The following is a 21,329-nucleotide window of genomic DNA, read 5'->3' as shown; positions in this document are numbered from 1 at the left end:
GAAGGGCATACTTCAGGACGTGCTGAGCCGTCGTTTCGCCTTCCTCGACCACCCCGGCCCGCTGCCCTTCGCCCACCGCGGCGGAGCGGCGGAAGGCGCGGAGAACTCCGCCGCCGCGTTCGAACGGGCGGTCGCGCTCGGCTACACCTACCTGGAGACCGACGCGCACGCCACCTCCGACGGCGTGCTGCTCGCCTTCCACGACCACACGCTCGACCGGGTGACCGACCACCGCGGCCGCATCTCCGAGCTGCCCTACAAGACGGTCAAACGCGCCCGCATCGCCGGCGTCCACGAGATCCCGCTGCTGGAGGACCTCCTCGGCACCTGGCCGGAGATCCGCTTCAACATCGACGTCAAGGAGGCGGCCGCCATCGCCCCGCTCGCCGAGGCGATCAGGCGCACCAACTCCTACGACCGGATCTGCCTGACCTCCTTCTCCGACGAGCGGCTCGTGCTGGCCAGGGCCGCGCTGGGCCGGGAGGTGTGCTCGGCGCTCGGGCCGCGCGGCGTGGCCGCGCTGCGGGCCGCCGCCACCACCTCCGGCTACGGCCGGCTGCTGACCCGCCTGTCGCGCGCCGGCGTGCCGTGCGCGCAGGTGCCGGTCGGCTTCCGCGGGCTGCGCGTCACCACCCGGCGCCTCATCCGTACGGCGCACGCCATCGGCATGCAGGTGCACGTGTGGACGGTCAACGACACCGCCCGCATGGAGCACCTGCTCGACCTGGGCGTCGACGGCATCATGACCGACAACGTCACCGGCCTGCGTGACGTGCTGGAGCGCCGGGGCCAGTGGCATCCCGGCCGCCTGGCCGCCTGAGCATCCCCCCTTACCGCGCAGAGGAGCGACCCGTCACCATGCCCGTATCCGCACCCCCCGCGGCCCTCGACGACTCCCCCGGCGCGCGCCGGCGCGAGCAACGCGGCTGGTACTTCTACGACTGGGCCAACTCCGCCTTCTACACGGTGGTCATCTCGGTCTTCCTCGGCCCGTACCTCATCCCGGTCGCCAAGACCGCGGCCTGCGCCAAGGACTTCCCCACCGTGGCGTCCGGCACGTGCCTGGACACCTTCGACGCGCTCGTCCTCCGCCATCCCGACCTCGGCTACGTGGACGTGCTCGGCGCCGACATCAGGCCCGCCGCGTACTTCGGGCTGATCACCACGATCGCGGTGTTCCTGCAGATCCTGGTGCTGCCGGTCGTCGGCGCGCTGGCCGACCACACCGGCCGCAAGAAGGAGCTGCTGGGCGGCTTCGCCTACGTCGGCGCGCTGGCCGCGATGTGCCTGTTCTTCGTCGAGGGCGACCGCTACCTGCTCGGCGGCGCGCTGTTCATCCTGGCGAACCTGGCCTACGGCGCCTCCGTCGTGGTCTACGACTCGTTCCTGCCGCAGATCTCCACGCCGGAGGAGCGCGACGGGGTCTCCTCGCGCGGCTGGGCCATCGGCTACCTCGGCGGCGGCCTGCTGCTGGCCCTCAACCTCGTGCTCTACCTCCAGCACGAGAGCCTCGGCCTGGCCCAGGGCATGGCGGTGCGGATCTGCATGGCCTCGGCGGGCCTGTGGTGGGCGACGTTCACGATCATCCCGTTGCTGCGGCTGCGCAACCGGCCCGTGCCCGCGCACGAGAGCACCGCCTTGCGCTCGGTCGGCGGCAGCTTCCGCCAGCTCGGCCGCACCCTCGCCGAGCTGCGGCGCTACCCGCTGACGCTGCTGTTCCTGATCGCCTACCTCGTCTACAACGACGGCGTGCAGACGGTCATCGGCAACAGCGCCGCCTTCGCCTCCGAAGCGCTCAAGCTGTCGCAGGACGTGCAGATCACGGCGATCCTCATGGTGCAGTTCGTGGCGTTCTTCGGGGCGCTGCTGCTCGGCCGGCTGGCGCGCAGCTTCGGCACCAAGCGGACGGTGCTGGCGAGCCTGGTGCTGTGGACGGCGATCGTCGCCATGGCCATGTTCGTGGCCGAGGGGCAGGCGCTGCAGTTCTACCTGATGGCGTTCGCGATCGCGATCGTGCTGGGCGGCACGCAGGCGCTGTCGCGCTCGCTGTTCTCGCTGGTGATCCCGCGGGGGCGGGAGGCCGAGTACTTCAGCCTGCTGCAGATCAGCGACAAGGGGTCGGCGTTCATCGGCTCGCTGACGATCACGCTGGCGCTGCAGTTCACCAACAGCTACCGGATCGCGATCCTGTCGATGGTTGTCTTCTTCGTGATCGGGTTCGTCCTCCTGGCCGTCACGAACCTGCCCAGGGCCATCCGGGCGGCGGGCAACGAGGTCCCCGGCCGCATCTGAGGAGAGTCCACCCATCCGAACAGAGAGCACCGCTCTTGACTTCACCACGCCCTTGGCGAGAGCATTGCTCACATAACGGAGCAACGCCCTCTTCAAGGAGCATTGATGTCCCCCAAGCTCACCTCCGCGGCCTTCGCCGCCGGCGGCCTTCTCTTCCTCCTCTACCCCGCCCTCCGCCCCTCCGGCGACGACGCCACCGCCATGGCCTCCGCCGGGTGGGTGGCCGGGCACGCCGCCGCCATGATCGGGTTCATCCTGCTCGGGCTGGCCGTGCTCGGACTCCACCAGGCGCTCGGCGACCGTCTGTCGCTGCGCGCCGCCATGGTCACGTGGATCGGTGCAGGGCTGACCCTGCCGTACTACGGAGCGGAGGACTTCGGCCTGCACGTCATCGCCCAGCGCTCCCTCCGGGACGGCACACCGGCGCTGATGGAGCTGGCCGCGCAGTTCAGGTACGGGCCCGTCCCCATGACCATGTTCGCCGCCGGACTCCTTCTCTTGGCCGTGGGCACCGTCATGGCCGCCGTCGCCATCGGACGCTCCGGGGTGCTCACGAAGTGGAGCGGCACGGCACTGGCCCTCGGCTTCGTCCTGTTCATCCCCCAGTTCTTCGGCCCTTACCCGCTGCGCGTCGCCCACGGCGCCCTGGTCATGGTGGGCGGGTTGTGGGCGGCGACCGCCCTGTGGCGAGCCAGCGCCACCACCGACCACTGAGCCCCCTCAGCGCCTACTACGGCAGGCCGACCGCCGGCTCAGGCCGCGCTGCGGCACGCCGCCCCGCCCGTCGAGAACGCGCACTGCGGCGGGCCGACCGCCCGCAGGCCGGGCTACGGCGGGCCATGCCCCGGCCCAGGCCCACTACGGCAGGGCGCCCCACCCGCGCAGGCCCCACTGCGGCAGGTCCACCCACCCACTCAGGCCACACTGCGGCAGGCTGACCCGCCCGCGCAGGCCGCCCCACCCCCCGGCCCGCTGAGACCGAGCGTCACGTGGGCCGGTCACCCCGCTCAGGGCCGGGCTGGAGCGGGACGGGTGCCGCAAGCAGGCGCTCGTGGGCTCAGGTGACGTTGAGGACGATCTTGCCGCGGTTGCGGCCCTGCTCGCCGCGGCGGTGGGCCTCGGCGGCGTCCGCGAGGGGGAAGACGTCCTCGACCTCGACGTCCAGCTCGCCCTTGTCGATCAGCTCGGCGATCCGGGCGAGCGCCGCGCCGTCGGGCTCGACCAGGATGCCGGTGGCCCGCACGCCCCGCTCGCGGGCACGGCCGATCAGCTCGGGCGCCACGCCGGACGGCACCGCCACCAGCAGCCCGCCGGGGCGCAGCACCTCCAGCGACCGGGTGCTCGTCCGGTCGTGCCCGTCGCCGACCAGGTCGATCACCACGTCCACGTCCCGCACGGCGTCCTCGAAGCGCGTGGTGGTGTAGTCGATCACCTCGTCCGCGCCGATGGAGCGCAGCCAGTCGTGCTTGGGCGCGGAGGCCGTGCCGATCACGTACGCGCCCGCGTTCCGGGCGATCTGCACCGCCAGATGGCCGACACCGCCCGCCGCCGCGTGGATCAGCACCCGTTGCCCGCTCGCGACGGCCGCGGTGTCGACGAGCGCCTGCCAGGCGGTGAGGGCGGCCAGCGGCGGGCCGCCGCCTGGACGTGGCCGACGGTGGCGGGCTTGCGGGCGAACTGCCGGCTCGGCGCGGTGACGTACTCGGCGTACGCACCCGCCTGGCGGGGGAACCAGGGCATGCCGAACACCTCGTCGCCCGGCTCGAAGATCGTCACCCCGAACCCGGTCTCCTCGACGACGCCGGAGACGTCCCAGCCGAGGATGAACGGCGGCTCGCCCAGCACCCCGGCCATGCCGCCGCCCGCGCGGGTCTTCCAGTCCACGGGGTTCACGCCGGCGGCGTGCACCCGGACCAGGATCTCGGTGGGCAGCGGGACGGGCTTGGGCACCTCGGCGAGACGCAGCACCTCCGGGCCGCCGTGGGAGTCCTGGACGATCGCGCGCATGGTGGCTGACATGGGTGATGCTCCTTGCTCGTTCAGTACGGCCAGGCTCCGTTCCGCCTGGCCGCAGCCGAAGCTACCCAACAGGTGGTAGTAACTCGCAAGGGCGACTGCTATCTTTTGGAAAGTAATATCCCCCTGAGGAAAGGTTCCGGCCATGGCGTTGACCTGCGGCTCCGGCCTGCACGACCGGCACGACGTCTACGCGGCGCAGTGCCCGTGCAGAGACGTGCTGGACATGCTGGCCAACAAGTGGTCGGCCCTGGCCGTGGGCGCTCTGGAGGAGGGGCCGCAGCGCTTCGGCGCACTGCAGCGCCGCCTCGAGGGCGTCAGCCCCAAGGTCCTCACCCAGACGCTGCGCCGCCTGGAGGAGCACGGCTTCGTCGACCGCACGATCTACCCGGCGGTCCCGCTGCACGTCGAGTACTCCCTCACTGACCTGGGCCGCGGCGTGGCCGCCCCGCTCGGCGCACTGCGCTCCTGGGTGGAGTCCCACCTCGACGAGATCCACCACGCCCGAGCGACCCCGAGCTGACCCCGCAGCAACCACCCCCTTGTCCACCGTCGGAACCCCGGTACGGCGTGGACCGCGGCCCTCGTCCTCCGACGGAACCCGACCACGGGGCGACCTGCCACCTCGTCGACCCTCGGCGATTACCTACGAGGCGGCCGGCCACTTTGCCCTCAAGCGAACTGGCTACGGGGCGACCGCCCCCTTGTCCACCAGCGGGAGCGTGAACGAGCGTGCCGCCGCCGTCCCGGCCGCGCCCGCGTCCGGTCCGCACACCGCCTCCAGGAGGTGATCGGCGAACGCGTAGTCGATGGGGTGCAGGATGATCTGACCGTTCTCGTCCAGGCGCTGGTAGTGCCGGAGGTTGGTGCCGAGGGAGACCTGGCGGGTGCTGTCGGGGTTGTAGAACGAGAAGGTGTCCATGCCGGGAACGCTCCCGTCATGCCCCCAGAACCGGCCGCACGGCAGGTCGAGCGGGAAGAGCCCGAGCCCGTACTGGGCCAGCCCTCCGGCCAGCGTCCGCACGGGCACCGTCGTGCGCATCTCGGCCAGCAGCCGCGCGTCGAGCAGTTCGCCGCGCAGCAGCAGCCGGAAGAAGCGACTCAGGTCCTCCATCGTCGAGGTGAGGGCGCCCGCCGTGCCCGCCCACGACATGGTGTAGACGCTGTACTCCTTCGGCGGGTCGAAGAGCCCGTACAGCGCCTCGTACGCCTTGGAGTGCGGGCCCGGGATGTGCGGCGTGCGCGGGAACGCGGTGTGCCGCAGCCCGGCGGGACGGATCACGTGGTCGGTGATGTACCGCTCGGCGCTGACCCCCGTCACCCGCTCCAGCAGCAGGCCCGCGATGGTGTAGTTCGTGTTCGAGTACGCGCCGGGCAGCGCTCCCGGCTCCCCCGTCGCGGGCGCCTCGAGGCCCAGCCGTGCCAGCTCCTCGGGCGGGAAGGTGCGGAAACGGTTGGTGTCGAGGCTCTCGACGGTCGGGAACACCACGTCGGTGCTGTTGGCGATGTGACTGGTGTGGTTGAGCAGCATGCGAACGGTGATCCGCTGCCCCCGCTCGCCCGGCACCACATCCGGTAAGTAGCGGCCGATGGGAGTGTCGAGGTCGATCCTGCCCCGGCCCACCTGCTGCAGGACGGCCACGGCGGTGAACGTCTTGGTGATGCTGCCGACCCGGTGCACCATGTCAGGCCGCACCGGCCGGCCGGTCTCGACGTCGGCGACCCCGGCGGCACCCTTCCAGCTCTCGCGGCCGTGCACGACATGGGAGTAGATGCCGTACATGCCGGCCGCATGCACGGCCTCCAGGGTCTCGCGCAACCGCGCCCGATCAAGCCCGCCGTCTTGAGGGGAGGCGTTCCGCGCGGCGCCGTTCTGCGTGGCGGTGTCCTGAGCATTGGTGTCCTGAGCGGTGGCGGCCGTGGCCGGCACGGCCGTGAGCAGTGCGGCGGCGAGGGTCGCGGCCCCGAGCCGCGAGGCGAATGTTCTGCGTCGGAGCATGGTCATGCGGCCAGCATGGACCTCGGCCCGCGCGCAGGTCAGTGTGCTCTGTCACCGGTGCGACATGACAGCGGTCATGCCGCCTCTCGGCACGCAGGCCACTGGGCGAGCGCGCCCATCGCGAAGCCAGCGCGCCGAGGCGATCGTCAGCGCCACGCACGTCTGGCCGCCACGACCACCAGGGCCGCTCCTGCCAGGGTGAGGAGGCCGGTGAAGAGCCATTCGCCCGAGCCGTCCGGCCCGTACACGCGGCTCGCGCGTCCCGTGTCGACGGCCTGGATGGTGCGGCCGGCGGCGAGGGTGGTGCGGTCGCTGCCGTACAGCTCGACGTCGTGCCGCACGACCCGCCCATCCCCCGAGGCGAAGTCGCCCGCCCAGACGCACGACTCGTGTCCGGGATGCTGCACGCAGCGCAGCTCCCGTGCGGTGAACACGCCGTTCACCCCGTCGGCGCGGGCGGCGCGGACGGTGGGGCCGAGCTCGGGCACCGACCAGAACAGCAGCAGCAGCCCGAGGCCGGCCAGGACGAGGGTGAACGCGCTCAGGCGCCGTTTGACCCGCACGGCCTAGTGCGCGACCGCGCAGGTGCAGGTGGCGCCGGCGTGGGCCCGGCGGTGCAGCACCATCGCCACGACCATGGGGGCGAAGACGATCGCGTTGTAGAACAGGTGCAGCTCCATTCTGGGCCAGACGAGCTGGAGGATGCTGGTGGGGACGGGCCGGCCCATCAGGTACACGCCGCTGAGCTTCTGCAGGAGCAGCAGCAGGTGCTCCAGGTGGTGCCACACCTGGATGCCGAGGGAGACGTTCCACCACGTGCGGGCGCTGCCGGTGAACCCTTTGCGCAGGAGGATGAGGCCGACGAGCATGAGCAGCGCGTAGCCGTAGTGCATCCACTCGGAGGTCACGAGCCAGGGGAAGGGCAGGCCGAGCACGCCGCGGGCCTCGGCCAGCGGCCAGCCCCAGGCGTAGACCTGCACGGCCTGCACTAAGTGCTCCGCCCAGTGGGCCACCACGATGACCATGAAGACCGTGAGCGCGGCCTTGTGGTGGCGGCCGTTGAGCGTGGCCGCGTTGATCCCGGTCGTGATCGTCGCCATGTCTCACCTCGTGTTCTCGTCGCGATGGGCGCTGCTTGCGCGTGGCCGCGGTGGCGTCCGTCGCGCACCGCGGCCCAGATGATCTCGGTCCGCACTGGGAGCCGGCTTGCCGCTGCCTTGCAAGCCGCTGAACGGCCTGCCCGGGGCGAGCGGGCGGCGACGGTGAGAGCGATCCCCGAACTCCGAAACCCGGCGGGCGACGGAAGCGCGTCAAACCTCGTCCCGACTCTGGAAAAGAGCCCTTGACAGGACGCATCGAAGAGGCGGACGCTGCGGGAGAGCGCTCTCCAACCCCCTCCCCCCAACGGAAGGAGAGACTCCCGTGCGAGCCTTCAGCATCCCGGTCGTCCTCGCGCTGGTAGCGGCGCTGGCGGCGGCCGTCACCCCGGCGTTCGCGGCCGACGCGCTGCTCTCCGGCGGGCGCCCCGCCACCGCCTCCTCCGCCGAGAGCGCGGGCAACGGCGCCGGCGCCGCCTTCGACGGCACCCGTACCACGCGCTGGTCGAGCGCCGCCGCCGACCCGCAGTGGCTGCAGGTCGATCTCGGCGCGCCCGCTGCGATCTCCCGGGTCGTGCTCGACTGGGAGGCCGCGTACGGCAGAGCGTTCAAGATCCAGACCTCCGCCGACGCCACGACCTGGACCGACGCCTATTCCACCACCACCGGCACCGGCGGCACCCAGAGCATCGGCCTGAGCGCGAGCGGCCGCTACGTGCGCCTGTACGGCACCGCGCGCGGCACCGGCTACGGCTACTCGCTCTGGGAGTTCGAGGTGTACGGCACCGGGGGCGCCACGACCACCCCGCGCCCCAGGCCGACCTTCACCGACGAGGTGACGCACCACGAGTTCCAGGCCAACTGCTCGGTGACGGCGAACCGCCCCGACGACCCCATCGTCTACCCGGGCCTGCCGGGCGCCTCCCACCTGCACACCTTCATCGGCAACCGCACCACGAACGCGCACAGCACGACCGCCTCGCTGCTGGCCGGCGGCACCTCGTGCACGAACCCGCACGACAGGTCCGCCTACTGGTTCCCGAGCTTCTTCGTCGGCGACCGGCTGGTAGAGCCGGCCGGCAACCAGGTCGTCTACTACAAGTCCGGCATCCTGGAGTACTGGCGGGTGCAGCCCTTCCCCCAGGGCCTGCGTTTCGTCGTGGGCAGCCCGGGCGCGACGCTGGAGCAGTTCCGCGACTCGCCCGGTGCCGTCGAGGGTTTCGAGTGCGGCGACCTGACGCGGAGCTGGGACCTGCCCGTTTCGTGCGTGCGGGGCAGCCAGGTGAACGTGCGTTACCAGGCGCCGAGCTGCTGGGACGGCGTCCATCTCGACAGCGCCGACCACAAGAGCCACATGGCCTACCCGGCCGGCGGCTACTGCCCGGCGGGTCATCCGGTGGCGGTGCCGATGCTGGAGTTCAAGATCGCCTTCCCGGCGGACGGCGACCTGTCGCAGGCGCGGCTGTCCAGCGGCCGGGGCTACTCCTGGCACTACGACTTCTTCAACGCCTGGGACGATCCCGCCGTCCTCGACGCGCTGGTGACGCACTGCATCAACGGCGGCCTGCAGTGCGATCCCCGTGGCTACGACCAGTACAAGCCGCACCGTGGCGCCGCACTGACCCCGGACTTCCAGCTCCCCGGCTGACGCAGAGGGAGAGCGCTCTCCAACCCCTGTGCTATAAAGGCGCCATGAGGCAGGAACCCCCGCCGCCCTCCCCCACGCTGGAGGACGTCGCCAAGGCGGCGGGGGTCTCCCGGGCCACCGTCTCCCGGGTTGTCAACGGCATCCGCAACGTCGACTCCGCCCTCCAGGACGCGGTCCGGCAGGCCATCGCCGCCACCGGATACGTCCCCAACCGGGCGGCCCGCTCGCTCGTCACGCGCCGCGCCGGCAGCGTCGCCATGGTCGTCTCCGGCGCCGACGACGAGAGCGCTTCCTTCCCCGTCGAGGTGTTCACCGACCCGTTCTTCGGGCGGGTCGTCGGCGGGATCGTCGGCTTCCTGCGGCCGCGCGGCATCCATCCGCTGCTGATGTTCGCCGAGACGGCCGAGGCCCGCGCGCAGGTGCTCACCGCCCTGCGGCAGGGCGAGGCCGACGGGGCGCTCCTGGTCTCCACGCACGCCGCGGACCCGCTGCCGCGGCTCCTCTCCGAGGCCGGGCTGCCCGCCGTGCTCTTCGCCCGGCCCGCCGAGCCGGTCCCGATCAGCTACGTGGACGTCGACCACCGCGCCGGCGCCAAGCTCGCCGCCGACCATCTCGTCGCCCGGGGCAGGAAGCGGATCGCGACGATCTCGGGGCCGCTGGACGTCCCGGCCGCGCGGGCCCGCCTGGCCGGGTTCCGCGACGCGATGGCCGCCCACGGCCACCCCTTCGTGCCCAGCGCCGAGGGCGGCTTCACCTCCGGCAGCGGCGAGCAGGCCATGGAACGGCTGCTCGCCGAGCATCCCGGCCTCGACGGCGTCTTCGTCGCCAACGACCTGATGGCCCAGGGGGCCCTGCCGGTGCTGCGGCGCCACGGGCTGGCCGTGCCGGACGACGTCGCCGTGGTCGGCTTCGACGACAGCAGCGCGGCCACCGCGTGCCGGCCCCCGCTGACCACCGTCCGCCATCCCGTGGAGGACATGGCAGCAGAGATGGCCCGCCTGCTGCTGGAGCATGTCGAGCAGCCGGAGCACCGCCCCACCTCGATCATCTTCGAGCCTGCCCTGGTGGTCCGCGCCTCGTCCTGACCGCCCCGGGCGGGCATCTCGCCGGATCAGGTGCGGGACGTCGGCGTGGTGGTGCGGTGGCGCAGGCGGGTCAGGGCCAGGCCGCCCACGGCCGTCGCGGCCAGCCCCACCAGCACGGCGAGGTAGCCGCCGACGATGCCGTATCCGGTGCCGGGCCCGCCCTTGGCGGCGGCCACGACCACCGCGCCGATGACCGCGCCCGCCACCCCCGTGGCCAGCGCCGCGACGGACCACGTCCGCGCGGAGCCGCCGCCCGTACGGCGGGCGCGGGTCAAGGCCAGGCCGCCCGCCACCACGCCCACCACCCCCAGCAGCGCGGCGACCAGGGACCACAGGCGGCCGCTGGTCATGCTGTAGGCGGCGACGGGCTCCGGCTGGGCCAGGAGGTTCGCGTCGGTCGCGGCGAGCAGGGAGAGAACGGACATCGGGGGCTCCTTCTCTGGCTGAACGTGACTCCGATGATGTCCGCCGCGCCCACGGCCGGTCGTCCGGCGCGGGTCGGCTTTTCGCGCTGCGGCGAGGGCGGCAGCGGCCTACCGCCGCCACGGCAGGAACGGCCCGGATACCGCGGTCGTGGTAGCCGGGCGGTCGTCCCCCCGCAGGAGTCGCCCGCGCCGCCGTCCCGCTAGGGTGCGCGCATGAGTGCGGTGCGGTCCGGTATCAGGGCCGATGTCTTCGACTGGGCGATCGCGGCCTGCGTGGCGGCGGCGCTGCTGGTCACCGGGCTGTCCGGGCGTCCTTCCACGACGGGTCTCGACCTGCTCGGCCAGGTGCTGCTGGCCGGTGGCGGCCTGGCGCTGGCCGCGCGGCGGCGGGCCCCGGTCGTCGTGCTGGCCGTCACGGGGCTGTGCGCGGTGGGTTACCAGGCGGCCGGTTTCGACGTGCCCGCGGTGGCGTACCTGTTCGCCGTGTACGCGGCCGTACGGGCCGGGCATCGCGTGGCCACGGTGGCGGCCAGCGTCGTCGTCCTGGCGGCGCTGCCGCTGGCGGCCATGGCCGCCGGCCTGCACGACACGGGAGAGGCGTTCGCGCAGGCGCGGGGCGCGCTGGAGCTGGCCTGGCTGGTCGCGGCCGGGGCGGCGGGCGAGGCGCTGCGGCAGGCAGAGCGGCGCGCGGAGGAGGCCGAGCGGACGCGCGAGGAGACCGCGCGGCGCCGCGCCGACGAGGAGCGGCTGCGCATCGCCCGCGAGTTGCACGACTCGCTCACCCACCAGATCTCGATCATCAAGGTGCAGGCCGAGGTCGCCGTGCACGTGGCCCGCCGGCGCGGCGAGCAGGTCCCGGACGCGCTGCTCGCCATCCAGGAGGCCGGGCGGGAGGCCACGCGCGAGCTGCGCGCCACCCTGGAGGCGCTGCGCGAGGACGGCACGAGCCCGCCCCGGGGCCTCGACCACGTGGCGGAGCTGGTCGAACGCGCCCGCACCACGGGCCTGGACGCGACGCTGACGATCGAGGGGCAGCGGCGGCCGGTGCCGGCCGCGGTGAGCCGGACGGTGTACCGCATCGTCCAGGAGTCGCTCACGAACGTCGCCCGGCACGCCGCCGCCACGACCGTGTCGGTACGCGTCGACTGCCGCCCGGACGCGCTGGCGATCCGCGTCGACGACGACGGCAAGGCGACCCCCGCCGCCGCCCCGGTGCCCGGCGTGGGGCTGACCGGGATGCGCGAGCGCGTCACGGCCCTCGGCGGCCGGCTGCGCGCCGAGCCACGTCCCGAGGGCGGGTTCACGGTCCAGGCCGAACTGCCGGTGGAACAGGCACCGCTGGAGCGGACGCCCGGGCTGCCGGTGGAGCAGGGGTCGTGATCCGGGTCCTGCTGGTGGACGACCAGCCGCTCCTGCGCAGCGGGTTCCGCGCGCTGCTCGACCTGGAGAACGACATCGAGGTGGTGGCCGAGGCCGGCGACGGCCTGGAGTGCCTGGCCCTGGCGCGGCGGCACCTGCCCGACATCGCGCTCATCGACATCCAGATGCCGGTGGTGGACGGCATCGAGGCGACCCGCCGCATCGCCGCGGACCCGGCGCTGGCCGGGGTCCGGGTCGTCATCCTGACGAACTACGGCTTCGACGAGTACGTCTTCGACGCCCTGCGCGCCGGCGCGGCCGGGTTCCTCGTCAAGGACATCGTGCCGGAGGACCTGCTGCACGCCGTCCGCGTCGCCGCCCGCGGGGACGCGCTGCTCGCCCCGTCGATCACCCGCCGCCTCATCGACCGGTACGTCACCCAGCCCCTCAGAGCCGTCCCCGGGCCGGGCCTGGAGGAGCTCACCAACCGGGAGCGGGAGGCCGTGGTGCTGGTCGCGCGCGGCCTGTCGAACGACGAGATCGCCGCCCAGATGGCGATCAGCCCGCTGACCGCGAAGACCCACGTCAACCGGGCCATGACCAAGCTGCGGGCCCGTGACCGCGCCCAGCTCGTCATCCTGGCCTACGAATCCGGGCTGGTGTCGCCCGGCTCCTGACCCTGATGCATCAAATGGGTTTGATGTATTATCGGGGCATGGCGAGCTCGCCCACCCCGGCCTTCCTCCGGCTGGCCGCCCACCCGCTGCGGTGGCGGCTGCTGAGCGAGCTGGCCGCGAGCGACTACCGGGTCCGGGAGCTCGTGGGCCTGGTCGGCGAGCCGCAGAACCTCGTCTCCTACCACCTGCGGCTGCTGCGCGACGGCGGGCTGGTCAGCGCGCGGCGCAGCACCCACGACGCCCGCGACAGCTACTACCACCTCGACCTGGCCCGCTGCGCGGACGCGCTGGCAGCCGCCGCCAACGCCCTCCACCCCGCCCTCGCCCCCCTCCTGCCCGGCTCGCCGTCCGCATCCCTGCCCGCGCGTCCGCCGCGCGTGCTGTTCGCCTGTACGGGCAACAGCGCCCGCTCCCCCATCGCCGAGGCCCTGCTGCGGCACCGCACCGGCGGCCGGGTCGAGGCGGTCAGCGCCGGCAGCCATCCCCGGCCCCGGTTGCATCCCGAGGCCGTGGCGGTCCTGAGCGAGCGCTACGGCATCGACGTGGGCGACCGGCGCCCGCGCCACCTCGACACGGTGACCGGCCACCGGTTCGACTACGTGATCAGCCTGTGCGACAAGGTCCGCGAGGTCTTCCCCGACTTCCCCGGCCACCCTCGCCGCCTGCACTGGAGCATCCCCGAGCCGGCGACGGGCGCCGGTTTCGTCCGTACCGCCGAGGAGATCGAGGCCCGCGTCCACCACCTGCTGCCCATCCTGACGTCATCACAGGAGGTCCCGTCATGACCACCGCATCCGACCAGCTGGCCGGCGTCCGCTACCTCGTGGACGACGTGGCCGCCGCCGTCGCCTTCTACACCACGCACCTCGGCTTCACGGTGCGCATGAACGCCGCCCCCGCCTTCGCCGACGTCGTACGCGGCCCGCTGCGGCTGCTGCTGTCGGGCCCGGCCAGCTCCGGCGCCCGCGCGACGCCCGAGGGCACCGCCGCCGGGCGCAACCGCATCCATCTCATCGTCGACGACCTCGACGCGGAGATCGACCGGCTGAAGGGCGCCGGGCTGTCGTTCGTGGGCGACGCGGTCTCCGGCCCCGGCGGGCGGCAGATCCTGCTCACCGACCCCGCCGGCAATCTCGTCGAGCTCTTCCAGCCGGCCCAGGCTCAGGCTCCGGCGGGGCGGTAACGCTCCGTTCTCAACTGAATTGTCGCCCGCCGCATCGGCACTCGTGCTCGAATGGGCGCACTACCGCAGGCCGCGAGCTTGCCCGCCGATCATGTGAAGAACCGAAGCCTCAAGCGCGATTGGATCACCCCGAGGGTGGGAATCCCATCACGGTACCAAGCGTTAGACACCGTGGGAGACAGACCCCCCACGCAAGGGGGCCCTGTAGGAGGCATTTAAACATGGGCGAGCGCGCGCTTCGTGGCACCCGGCTCGGGGCAACCAGCTACGAGAACGACCGTAACACGGATCTGGCCCCGCGCCAGGAGGTGTCCTACACCTGTCCTAAGGGCCATCGCTTCGAGGTTCCGCTTGCCGCCGAGGCTGAGATCCCCGCGACCTGGGAGTGCCGCATGTGCGGCGCGACCGCGGTGCGCGTGGACGGCGAGCAGCCGGAGTCCAAGAAGACCAAGCCCCCACGGACACACTGGGACATGCTTCTGGAGCGGCGGTCCATCGAAGACCTTGAGGAGGTGCTCAACGAGCGGCTCGCGGTATTGCGCGCGCAGCGTCGTAAGAGCGCCTGACTTCCTCTCACGGTGAAACCCCCGGGCCACTGGCCCGGGGGTTCTGCTTTCCCGCCACCAGGTCGGCGAGCTAGCTGACCAGCGGCTGGGTGGCCGATTCCTTCAGCCGGGCGTTGGCCCAGCGGAGCTGGCGCAGCGTCTGGGGGTGGCAGCGCCGGGCGAGCTCCAGCAGCCCGGCCCGCCGGGCGCCCTGGGCGGCCTGGGCGAGCAGCTCCCAGTCGAGGGAGACGCCGGACGCGACCCGGTAGAGGTGCCGCAGATCGGCCAGCAGGACCAGGCCCGGGCCCGGGTCGCGGCCCAGCCAGCCGCCCGCCGCCTCCAGGTCACGCTCGGCGGCGGCCAGGTCGGGCGGCGGGGCAGGATCCAGGTCGAGGCCGTGCTCGCGGGCCGCGACGGCCAGCTCCCGCACGTGATCGTGGCACCAGCGGGCGAGGTCGTGCGCCACGTGGTGCGTCTCGTGGTCGGCCTTGTGCCGTTCGGACAGGCTCAGCAGGACGGCGGCCAGCTCGCTCTCGGAGCGGTGCAGCTCCCGCAGCACCAGGTCGAACTTCATCACGCACCCCCTCGCGCCCCGGAAGCGACGGGGCCGGAGGTGCCGGTCGTGGGCGGCACGCCCGGGGAGGCCGGGCGGGCCGCGGCGGTCGTCGGGGCCGCCGACGGGCGGTCGCCGCGCGCCACCAGCGTGACCCGCGCGGCGGCCGTCTTGAACAGCGGCTGCTTGCTGACCGGGTCCCAGTCGGTGATCGTCAGCTCGTTCGCCGCGCTCCCCGTCCCGTCCCCGGGCTCGTACCCGCCTGGCCCGTCCCAGTAGCCGTAGTGGAACGGCAGGAAGACCACCCCGTCCCGCATGGCGGTGACGCGCAGGCGGGCGCGGGTGCCGCCCCGCGGGGTGGTGATCTCCAGCAGGTCGCCCTCGGCGACGCCGAGCCGGGCCGCCTCCCCTGGCGACAGCTCGGCCCACACCTCGGGCGCGGCCTGCTGGAGCTGGGGTGCGCGGGCCGTCTTCGTCCGGGTGTGGAAGTGGTAGAGGGTGCGGCCGGTGATGAGCCAGAAGGGGTACGGGCCGCCGGGCTCCTCGTGCGGCGGGACGTACTCGGCGGCCTTGATGATCGCCTTGCCGCCGGGGTTGAGGGCCCGGTACTCGGTCTCCGACAGCGGCGCCCCGGTGACGAGGTCGCGCCCGTAGTCCTCGCACCGGTCGGGCGCGCTCCAGAAGCGGCCGTCCTCGTACAGCCGCTCCGTGCCTCCGGGACGGGCGTCGTCGCAGGGCCACTGGATGCCGCCGCTGCCGCGCAGCAGCTCGTACGACAGCCCGCTGTAGTCGCACGGCCGGCCGCGCGAGCACTCCTTCCAGCCCTCGAACGCGCCCTCCGGGTCGCTCCACTTGACCAGCGGCGCCCCGTCCTTGTCCGTCAGCTCCATGCGGCGGGCGAAGTCGAGCAGGATGTCCAGGTCGGAGCGGGCCTGCCCGGGCGGCTCGACGGCCTGCTCCGACAGGTGGACGGTGCGGTCGGCGTTCGTGAACGTGCCGGTCTTCTCCCCCCAGGTGGCGGCGGGCAGCACCACGTCGGCGAGCTGCGCGGTCTCGCTGAGGAAGATGTCCTGGACGACGAGGAACAGCCGCTCCTGCCCCAGGATCGAGCGGATCCGCCGCAGCTCGGGCAGCGACACGGCGGGGTTGGTGCCGATCACGTACAGGAACCGGATCGACCCCTCCTCGCAGTAGCGCAGCATCTGCATGGCGTGCGTGGGCGGCGCGTAGTGCGGGATGTCGAGGGGGTCGACGTTCCAGACGCGGGCCAGGTCGCGCACGTGCGCGTCGTTCGACCAGTTGCGGAAGCCGGGCAGGTCGCCGTCGGCGCCGCACTCGCGAGTGTTCTGGGCCGTCGGCTGGCCGTTCATCTGCAGGACGCCGCAGCCGGGCCGGCCGAGCATGCCGCGTACGAGATGCACGTTGTTGACCTGGACGGCGGCGGCGGTGGCCTGGTGGGACTGGTAGAAGCCCTGAAGGACGGTGGACAGCAGCCGCTCGGCGGTGCCGATGAGGCGGGCGGCCTCGCGCAGGTCCGCCACGGGCACGTCGCAGATCCTGGCCGCCTCCTCGGCGGGGAAGTCGTGCACGCGCTTGCGCAGCTCCTCGAAGCCGACGGTGTGCTCGCGCAGGTAGCGCTCGTCGATCCAGCCGTTCTCGATGATCTCGTGGAGCAGGCCGTTCATGAGGGCCAGGTTCGTGCCGGGCCGGTTGGCCAGGTGCACGGTGGCGGCGCGGGCCACGGCGGTCTCGCGGGGGTCCACGCAGACGAGCGCGGGCGGGTTCGGGCCGGCGAGCCGGTCGAGGATGCGGCTCCACAGGACGGTCTGGGTCTCGGCGACGTTGTGGCCGTACAGGGCGATGACGTCGGCGTGGTCCACGTCGGTGTACGAGCCGGGCTGCCCGTCGGAGGCGAACGACTCCTTCAGCGCGGCGGCGGCCGTCGCCGTGCACAGCCGGGTGTTGCCGTCCACGTGGTTGGTGCCGATGCCGCCGTGCGCGATGAGGGCCAGCGTGTAGTACTCCTCCAGGAAGAGCTGGCCGGTGGTGTAGAAGCCGAGCGCGCTGGGCCCCTGCTCGTCCAGGAGCCGCCTCGCCGTGCCGGTGACGCGCTCCATCGCGGTGTCCCAGCTCGCCTCGACCAGGCGGCCCTGCTCGCGGATGAGGGGGCGGCGCAGCCGGTCGGGCGAGTTTCCGGCCTGCCAGCCGTACAGGTCCTTCGAACCGAGCCGGCCGTGGTTGACGCGGTCACCGGCGCGGCCCCGCACCCCCGCGATCCGGCCGTCCTTGACGGCGATGTCGATGCCGTCGCCGTTGCTGTGCAGGATGCTCGCGCTCTGCACCCAGCGGTCGACGTCCTGCTCGCTCAGGCCGGGCTCCAGGAACGCGTCCACGCGGACGGGCCAGGACTGCCCCGGTCCGTACGGTGTGCGCTCCCCCCACGGCTCGGCGATCCTGTCCGCGTGCGGCATGCGTCCTCCCGGGGGTCGTCGGATCCGGGACGCATGCCCGAAACCACCGGGCCCATACGCGCGGAGCGGCTAGGAGTCGCGCTCCTCGCGGATGACCTCGCCGTGCACGACCCGGCCGCCGCCCTGCGGCTGCGGCACGTCCGCGCCGGGGAAGCCGGAGGAGGTCGGGAAGAGGTTCGCGTACGGGGACGCGGCGGCCAGCTTCTTGATCCGGCGCTCGAAGAACCACGAGCCCAGCCGGCGCATCATCGGCCGGGTGAACGGGATCAGGCACAGGAAGCCGAACACGTCGGTGAAGAAGCCCGGCGTCAGCAGCAGGGTGCCGCCCACCAGGATGATCCCGCCGTCGGCCAGCTCCTTGTCGGGCATCCGGCCCGACTCCAGGGCCGTGCGCAGCGCCCGCCAGGCCCGGCGGCCCTCGCGGCGTACCAGCCAGGCGCCCAGGAGGCTGTCGGCGATGAGCAGGGCGACGGTGGCGGGCCCGCCGATCACCGACCCGACCTGGATCAGCAGCCAGATCTCCAGGACGGGCACGACCAGGAAGGCCAGGAAGAGCAGGAGCCGCATCGTTTCCTCGATTCGCACGCGCGTTACAGCAGGAACAACGCTGGGGGGCCGCCGGGCGTTCCGGACATGGCGGCAAATCAGGGATGTCCCGGACGGAACCCTCAGCCGCGGGGGGTGCCCCTGAGACGCTTGGGCAGGCCGGTGACGCCCCACATGCCGATCCGCCACAGCGCCTCGGACATGATCCGGCCGCTCATCTTGCTCTTGCCGACCGTGCGCTCCACGAACGTGATCGGCACCTCCACCACCCGCAGCCCGTGCCTGGACGTGCGCAGCGTCAGGTCCACCTGGAAGCAGTAGCCCTGCGACTCCACGCCCGACAGGCCCACCTTCTCCAGGGTCGCGGCACGGTAGGCGCGGAAGCCGGCGGTCGCGTCGCGTACCGGAAGGCCGAGCATCACGCGGGTGTAGAGGTTGGCGCCCTTGGACAGCAGCTCGCGCCGCTGCGGCCAGTTGACGATCTCGCCGCCCGGCACGTAGCGGGAGCCGATCGCCAGGTCGGCGCCCTCGGCCAGCGCCTCCAGCAGCCTCGGCAGCTCCTCCGGCTGGTGGGAGCCGTCGGCGTCCATCTCCACCAGGACGTCGTAGCCCTCCTCCAGGCCCCACCGGAACCCGGCGATGTAGGCGGCGCCCAGCCCCTGCTTGCCCGGCCGGTGCAGGACGTGCACGTGGTCGTCATCGGCGGCGAGCCCGTCGGCGACCTCGCCGGTGCCGTCGGGGCTGTTGTCGTCGGCCACCAGCACGTGGGCGTCGGGCACGGCGGCGCGCACCCGCTCGACGATCACCGGCAGGTTGTCGCGCTCGTTGTAGGTGGGCACGACGACGAGCACCCTGCCGAGAGTCTCCATCATCCCTCGTTCCTCATCCGGCCGCTCACCCGCTCGCCGCGCCGCCTGCCACGCCACGCGGCGACCGCGGCCGCCGCGGCTCCCATCACCATCAATGCCCATTCGGGCAGCGCGCCCACCTTGGTGGCAAGCGTTTCCCGCGTGCGTACGGGCACTTCGACCACGTTCATGTCGGCGACACGCTCGCGAGTCTGCCAGGAGACCTTACCGTCAGGCGTGACATATGCCGAGATCCCGGTCGTCGCGGCGGTCACGACGGCCCTGTTGTGCTCGACGGCGCGCAGCTGCGACATGGCGAGCTGCTGGGGCGGCAGGTTGGACAGGGCGTAGGAGGCGTTGTTGGTCTGCACGACGAGCGGGGTGCCGCCGGCGCGCACGGTCTCGCGTACGGTGCCGTCGTAGGCGACCTCGTAGCAGTTGACCGCGCCCACCGTGACGGGGCCCATCCTGAGGTCGCCCGGCTTGTCGCCGGGCACCGACTGCCGGCCGACCAGGCTCGCGCGCTGCCACAGCGCCAGCACGATCTCCTTGAACGGCGTGTACTCCCCGAACGGCACCAGGTTCTGCTTGTCGTAGTAGGCGCCCGGGCCCTTCACCGGGTCCCACACCAGGCTGCGGGTCGCCCGGCGGTCGTCGCCGATCGCCACCACCGCCCCCACCAGCGTCGGCACGCCGACGTCCTGGACCGAGTCCTGGATGACCTGGCGGGCGTACTCGTCGCGGTAGGGGTCGATGTCGGTGGAGTTCTCCGGCAGGACGACCAGGTCGGGCTTGGGCAGCCTGCCCTCGCGCACCGCCTGGGCCAGCCGTTTGGTCTCGTTCGCGTGGTTGCGCAGCACGACGGCGGGCTCGTCGCCGAGCGCGTACATGCCCGTGCCCGGCACGTTGCCCTGCACGATGCCGATGTTGACCGTACGGCCCTCGTCGCCGTACCGGGGCACCGCCAGGCCCAGCAGCGGCACCGCCAGAGCCAGCGCGAGAGGCGCCACCCGCCCGGCGAGCATGCCGGTCTTGCCCTTGGACGTCGTGCGCCCGCCCAGCGGCGCTCTGGCCAGCAGCGCGCCGCACAGCGCCACCGCGAACGACACCAGCGGGACGCCGCCCAGCGCCGCGTACGGGGTGAACAGCGACTCACCCTGGCTGAAGGCGGCCCGCGCCCACGGGAACCCGCCGATCGGCACCAGGCTGCGCGCCCACTCCATCAGCACCCACAGCCCGCCGAACCACAACGGCCAGGCCCGCAACCGGAACACGAGCGCCGCCAGGGCGGCCATGGCGGCGTAGAACAGGCTTTCCGTGCCGACCAGCATGAACCACACATCGTCCCCGATGCTGCGCACCCAGGCGAGGGTGGGCAGCAGGAACACCACGGCGGCCACATACCCGATCCAGGCGGCCCGCCGGGGCCTGGTGCCGTGGAGCGCGGCGGTAATGAGCCCGATGCCCAGGGGCGCGCACAACCACCACCCGAGCGGCGGAAACGCGGCAAACAGCGCCACCCCGCCCGCGACGGCCGCCCCAACCCTCCCGAGCAGCGCCCACCACGGCTCCCGCCGCGCCCCGGCCCCGCCGCCGGGCTCCGCAAGGGGCGCGGAGGCAGGCTCGGCAGCGGCCGACGCGACGGGCCCGGCAGCAGTCGGCGCGGCGGGCCCGACAGCGTGCGCAGAGGCAGGCTCGGCGGCTTGCTGGGGCGAGGTCGAAGGGGCACCTGGGTCGGCGGGAGCGGGCGTCTGGGGCGCCAGGGCGGTGTCCTCGCCCACCAGGGACTGCGCCACCGGCTCCACCCCGGCGGCGGCCTCCGCAGCAGGCTCGGCGGCGGCGAGGGCGGCGGGCTCGGCCGAAGCCGAAGGGCCGCTCGCGTGAGCGGAGGCGGGCGTTGGGGCGGTGGCCGAAGCGCCGGCGGGCAGCGGCGCGCCGTCAGTCGGCGCGTCCGGTGCCGTGGCCGGCGGCGGTGTGCCGTCGGGGGCCGTGTCCGGTGTGGCGACGGCCGTCGGCGTGTCGCCGCGGCCGGCGCCCTGGCCGGTCGCAGGCGTTAGGCCCGTTCTGTCCTGAACCACTCCGGGATCTCCTCGCCACCTCACAACGCGTTGCTTGCGAAAACGCTACCGCCCTCCGGCCGCGCTCGGACCGGCGAGCCGGGAGGAAGATCGAAATGAGGGGGAAGCGGCAGGGTGATCCCGCGGCTGAACGGGACCACCCGGCGCATGTGACGGTCCGGTGGCACGGGAGCGGGAAGAGGGCCCGGAAACCCTTCGGACCGGACCCGTCTCGTCGGCGGCGAGCGCGGAATTCCGTTGTCTACTGGGCTCCCGGACCCGTCCCGGGTCCAACCCCCCGCCCGGTTGGGGTGCCCCGACTCGACGGACCGACGGCCCTGCACCTGGCTGTGTGGACGGAGTCACGCTCCGTCACGGACGCAGGATCCGGCGATGTCAGAGACGGCCAACCGGCCAAGTCCCGTGCTGGACTGCGCAGCAAACTACCGACTCCACCTCAGATGTCAACCGTGTCCCGATCAGCAGGAACATCAAGTTTCCGCAGGTGGGACATGTTCGGCCGGTGGT

Annotated in this window: 20 protein-coding genes and 1 pseudogene; 11 read left to right on the top strand and 10 right to left on the bottom strand. The window is 72.8% G+C overall.

What is annotated here, in order from left to right:
- The first annotated feature begins 19 nt into the window (after positions 1-19).
- From HCN51_RS23285 to HCN51_RS23275, 3 genes are all read left to right on the top strand, one after another.
- Positions 20-820 carry a glycerophosphodiester phosphodiesterase family protein gene (locus HCN51_RS23285; protein WP_168011574.1) on the top strand — a complete coding sequence of 267 codons (801 nt, stop codon included), beginning with the start codon at positions 20-22 and terminating at the stop codon, positions 818-820.
- A 38-nt stretch (positions 821-858) separates the two neighbouring features.
- On the top strand, positions 859-2,292 hold the full coding sequence (locus tag HCN51_RS23280) for an MFS transporter (protein WP_168011573.1): 1,434 nt from the start codon (positions 859-861) through the stop codon (positions 2,290-2,292).
- Positions 2,293-2,397: 105 nt separating this feature from the next.
- On the top strand, positions 2,398-3,006 hold the full coding sequence (locus HCN51_RS23275; RefSeq protein ID WP_168011572.1) for a hypothetical protein: 609 nt from the start codon (positions 2,398-2,400) through the stop codon (positions 3,004-3,006).
- A 343-nt stretch (positions 3,007-3,349) separates the two neighbouring features.
- Here the strand turns inward: HCN51_RS23275 and HCN51_RS23270 are convergent.
- Positions 3,350-4,299, bottom strand: a pseudogene (locus tag HCN51_RS23270) (NADP-dependent oxidoreductase).
- Between the two features lie 154 nt (positions 4,300-4,453).
- Here HCN51_RS23270 and HCN51_RS23265 point away from each other — a divergent pair.
- The gene (locus tag HCN51_RS23265) at positions 4,454-4,831 is read left to right on the top strand and encodes a winged helix-turn-helix transcriptional regulator (protein WP_168011571.1); all 378 of its coding nucleotides are present in this window, start codon (positions 4,454-4,456) and stop codon (positions 4,829-4,831) included.
- A 162-nt stretch (positions 4,832-4,993) separates the two neighbouring features.
- Here HCN51_RS23265 and HCN51_RS23260 read toward each other — a convergent pair whose 3' ends face one another.
- The 3 genes from HCN51_RS23260 to HCN51_RS23250 all read right to left on the bottom strand — a co-directional run bounded on the left by HCN51_RS23260 (position 4,994) and on the right by HCN51_RS23250 (position 7,407).
- Positions 4,994-6,313 (bottom strand): serine hydrolase domain-containing protein, encoded by a 1,320-nt coding sequence (locus HCN51_RS23260; RefSeq protein ID WP_240973159.1) that lies wholly within the window; start codon positions 6,311-6,313, stop codon positions 4,994-4,996.
- Between the two features lie 140 nt (positions 6,314-6,453).
- Complete coding sequence (locus HCN51_RS23255; RefSeq protein WP_206067562.1) at positions 6,454-6,870, bottom strand: hypothetical protein; 417 nt, start codon at positions 6,868-6,870, stop codon at positions 6,454-6,456.
- Between the two features lie 3 nt (positions 6,871-6,873).
- Entirely contained in the window at positions 6,874-7,407 is a 534-nt protein-coding gene (locus HCN51_RS23250; RefSeq protein WP_168011570.1) for a hypothetical protein, read from the bottom strand.
- 322 nt (positions 7,408-7,729) lie between these two features.
- Between HCN51_RS23250 and HCN51_RS23245 the strand changes: the two genes are divergently transcribed.
- Entirely contained in the window at positions 7,730-9,052 is a 1,323-nt protein-coding gene (locus tag HCN51_RS23245; protein ID WP_168011569.1) for a DUF1996 domain-containing protein, read from the top strand.
- Positions 9,053-9,096: 44 nt separating this feature from the next.
- On the top strand, positions 9,097-10,137 hold the full coding sequence (locus tag HCN51_RS23240) for a LacI family DNA-binding transcriptional regulator (protein ID WP_168011568.1): 1,041 nt from the start codon (positions 9,097-9,099) through the stop codon (positions 10,135-10,137).
- A 26-nt stretch (positions 10,138-10,163) separates the two neighbouring features.
- Here the strand turns inward: HCN51_RS23240 and HCN51_RS23235 are convergent, their stop codons facing one another.
- The gene (locus tag HCN51_RS23235; protein WP_206067560.1) at positions 10,164-10,562 is read right to left on the bottom strand and encodes a DUF6223 family protein; all 399 of its coding nucleotides are present in this window, start codon (positions 10,560-10,562) and stop codon (positions 10,164-10,166) included.
- A 213-nt stretch (positions 10,563-10,775) separates the two neighbouring features.
- Between HCN51_RS23235 and HCN51_RS23230 the strand changes: the two genes are divergently transcribed.
- From HCN51_RS23230 to HCN51_RS23210, 5 genes are all read left to right on the top strand, one after another.
- Positions 10,776-11,942: a sensor histidine kinase gene (locus HCN51_RS23230; protein WP_168011567.1), complete on the top strand. Its 1,167-nt coding sequence runs from the start codon at positions 10,776-10,778 to the stop codon at positions 11,940-11,942.
- Entirely contained in the window at positions 11,939-12,598 is a 660-nt protein-coding gene (locus HCN51_RS23225; RefSeq protein WP_080040247.1) for a response regulator, read from the top strand. Before HCN51_RS23230 ends, HCN51_RS23225 begins: the two co-directional genes overlap by 4 nt.
- A gap of 38 nt (positions 12,599-12,636) precedes the next feature.
- Positions 12,637-13,383, top strand: coding sequence for an arsenate reductase/protein-tyrosine-phosphatase family protein (locus HCN51_RS23220; RefSeq protein WP_168011566.1), 747 nt, complete (start codon positions 12,637-12,639; stop codon positions 13,381-13,383).
- Positions 13,380-13,781: a VOC family protein gene (locus HCN51_RS23215; RefSeq protein WP_168011565.1), complete on the top strand. Its 402-nt coding sequence runs from the start codon at positions 13,380-13,382 to the stop codon at positions 13,779-13,781. Before HCN51_RS23220 ends, HCN51_RS23215 begins: the two co-directional genes overlap by 4 nt.
- A 221-nt stretch (positions 13,782-14,002) precedes the next feature.
- Positions 14,003-14,347 carry an RNA polymerase-binding protein RbpA gene (locus HCN51_RS23210; protein ID WP_043625492.1) on the top strand — a complete coding sequence of 115 codons (345 nt, stop codon included), beginning with the start codon at positions 14,003-14,005 and terminating at the stop codon, positions 14,345-14,347.
- Positions 14,348-14,417: 70 nt separating this feature from the next.
- On the opposite strand, the gene HCN51_RS23205 is transcribed toward HCN51_RS23210, so the two are convergent.
- The 5 genes from HCN51_RS23205 to lnt all read right to left on the bottom strand — a co-directional run bounded on the left by HCN51_RS23205 (position 14,418) and on the right by lnt (position 20,822).
- A complete protein-coding gene (locus HCN51_RS23205; protein WP_168011564.1) occupies positions 14,418-14,900 on the bottom strand; it encodes a hypothetical protein in 483 nt (160 codons plus the stop codon).
- On the bottom strand, positions 14,900-17,350 hold the full coding sequence (locus HCN51_RS23200) for a molybdopterin oxidoreductase family protein (RefSeq protein WP_168011563.1): 2,451 nt from the start codon (positions 17,348-17,350) through the stop codon (positions 14,900-14,902). Before HCN51_RS23200 ends, HCN51_RS23205 begins: the two co-directional genes overlap by 1 nt.
- Positions 17,351-17,419: 69 nt before the next feature.
- The gene (locus tag HCN51_RS23195) at positions 17,420-17,935 is read right to left on the bottom strand and encodes an FxsA family protein (protein WP_346433759.1); all 516 of its coding nucleotides are present in this window, start codon (positions 17,933-17,935) and stop codon (positions 17,420-17,422) included.
- Between the two features lie 83 nt (positions 17,936-18,018).
- Complete coding sequence (locus HCN51_RS23190) at positions 18,019-18,768, bottom strand: polyprenol monophosphomannose synthase (protein WP_168011562.1); 750 nt, start codon at positions 18,766-18,768, stop codon at positions 18,019-18,021.
- Positions 18,765-20,822 carry an apolipoprotein N-acyltransferase gene (gene lnt / locus HCN51_RS23185; RefSeq protein WP_346433758.1) on the bottom strand — a complete coding sequence of 686 codons (2,058 nt, stop codon included), beginning with the start codon at positions 20,820-20,822 and terminating at the stop codon, positions 18,765-18,767. Before lnt ends, HCN51_RS23190 begins: the two co-directional genes overlap by 4 nt.
- Positions 20,823-21,329: the final 507 nt, after the last annotated feature.

Origin of the sequence: Nonomuraea composti (assembly GCF_012034275.1) — a bacterium.
Lineage (GTDB): Bacteria > Actinomycetota > Actinomycetes > Streptosporangiales > Streptosporangiaceae > Nonomuraea > Nonomuraea composti.
Note: the sequence above shows the minus strand (reverse complement) of the source record. Positions and strands in the feature narration are given on the sequence as shown.

Coding starts and splice junctions, on each gene's coding strand:
- HCN51_RS23205 (WP_168011564.1), bottom strand. CDS start 14,900: ATGAAGTTCGACCTGGTGCTGCGGGAGCTGCACCGCTCCGAGAGCGAG.
- HCN51_RS23280 (WP_168011573.1), top strand. CDS start 859: ATGCCCGTATCCGCACCCCCCGCGGCCCTCGACGACTCCCCCGGCGCG.
- HCN51_RS23265 (WP_168011571.1), top strand. CDS start 4,454: ATGGCGTTGACCTGCGGCTCCGGCCTGCACGACCGGCACGACGTCTAC.
- HCN51_RS23190 (WP_168011562.1), bottom strand. CDS start 18,768: ATGATGGAGACTCTCGGCAGGGTGCTCGTCGTCGTGCCCACCTACAAC.
- HCN51_RS23200 (WP_168011563.1), bottom strand. CDS start 17,350: ATGCCGCACGCGGACAGGATCGCCGAGCCGTGGGGGGAGCGCACACCG.
- HCN51_RS23260 (WP_240973159.1), bottom strand. CDS start 6,313: ATGACCATGCTCCGACGCAGAACATTCGCCTCGCGGCTCGGGGCCGCG.
- HCN51_RS23230 (WP_168011567.1), top strand. CDS start 10,776: ATGAGTGCGGTGCGGTCCGGTATCAGGGCCGATGTCTTCGACTGGGCG.
- HCN51_RS23275 (WP_168011572.1), top strand. CDS start 2,398: ATGTCCCCCAAGCTCACCTCCGCGGCCTTCGCCGCCGGCGGCCTTCTC.
- HCN51_RS23210 (WP_043625492.1), top strand. CDS start 14,003: ATGGGCGAGCGCGCGCTTCGTGGCACCCGGCTCGGGGCAACCAGCTAC.
- HCN51_RS23235 (WP_206067560.1), bottom strand. CDS start 10,562: ATGTCCGTTCTCTCCCTGCTCGCCGCGACCGACGCGAACCTCCTGGCC.
- HCN51_RS23240 (WP_168011568.1), top strand. CDS start 9,097: ATGAGGCAGGAACCCCCGCCGCCCTCCCCCACGCTGGAGGACGTCGCC.
- HCN51_RS23250 (WP_168011570.1), bottom strand. CDS start 7,407: ATGGCGACGATCACGACCGGGATCAACGCGGCCACGCTCAACGGCCGC.
- HCN51_RS23220 (WP_168011566.1), top strand. CDS start 12,637: ATGGCGAGCTCGCCCACCCCGGCCTTCCTCCGGCTGGCCGCCCACCCG.
- HCN51_RS23215 (WP_168011565.1), top strand. CDS start 13,380: ATGACCACCGCATCCGACCAGCTGGCCGGCGTCCGCTACCTCGTGGAC.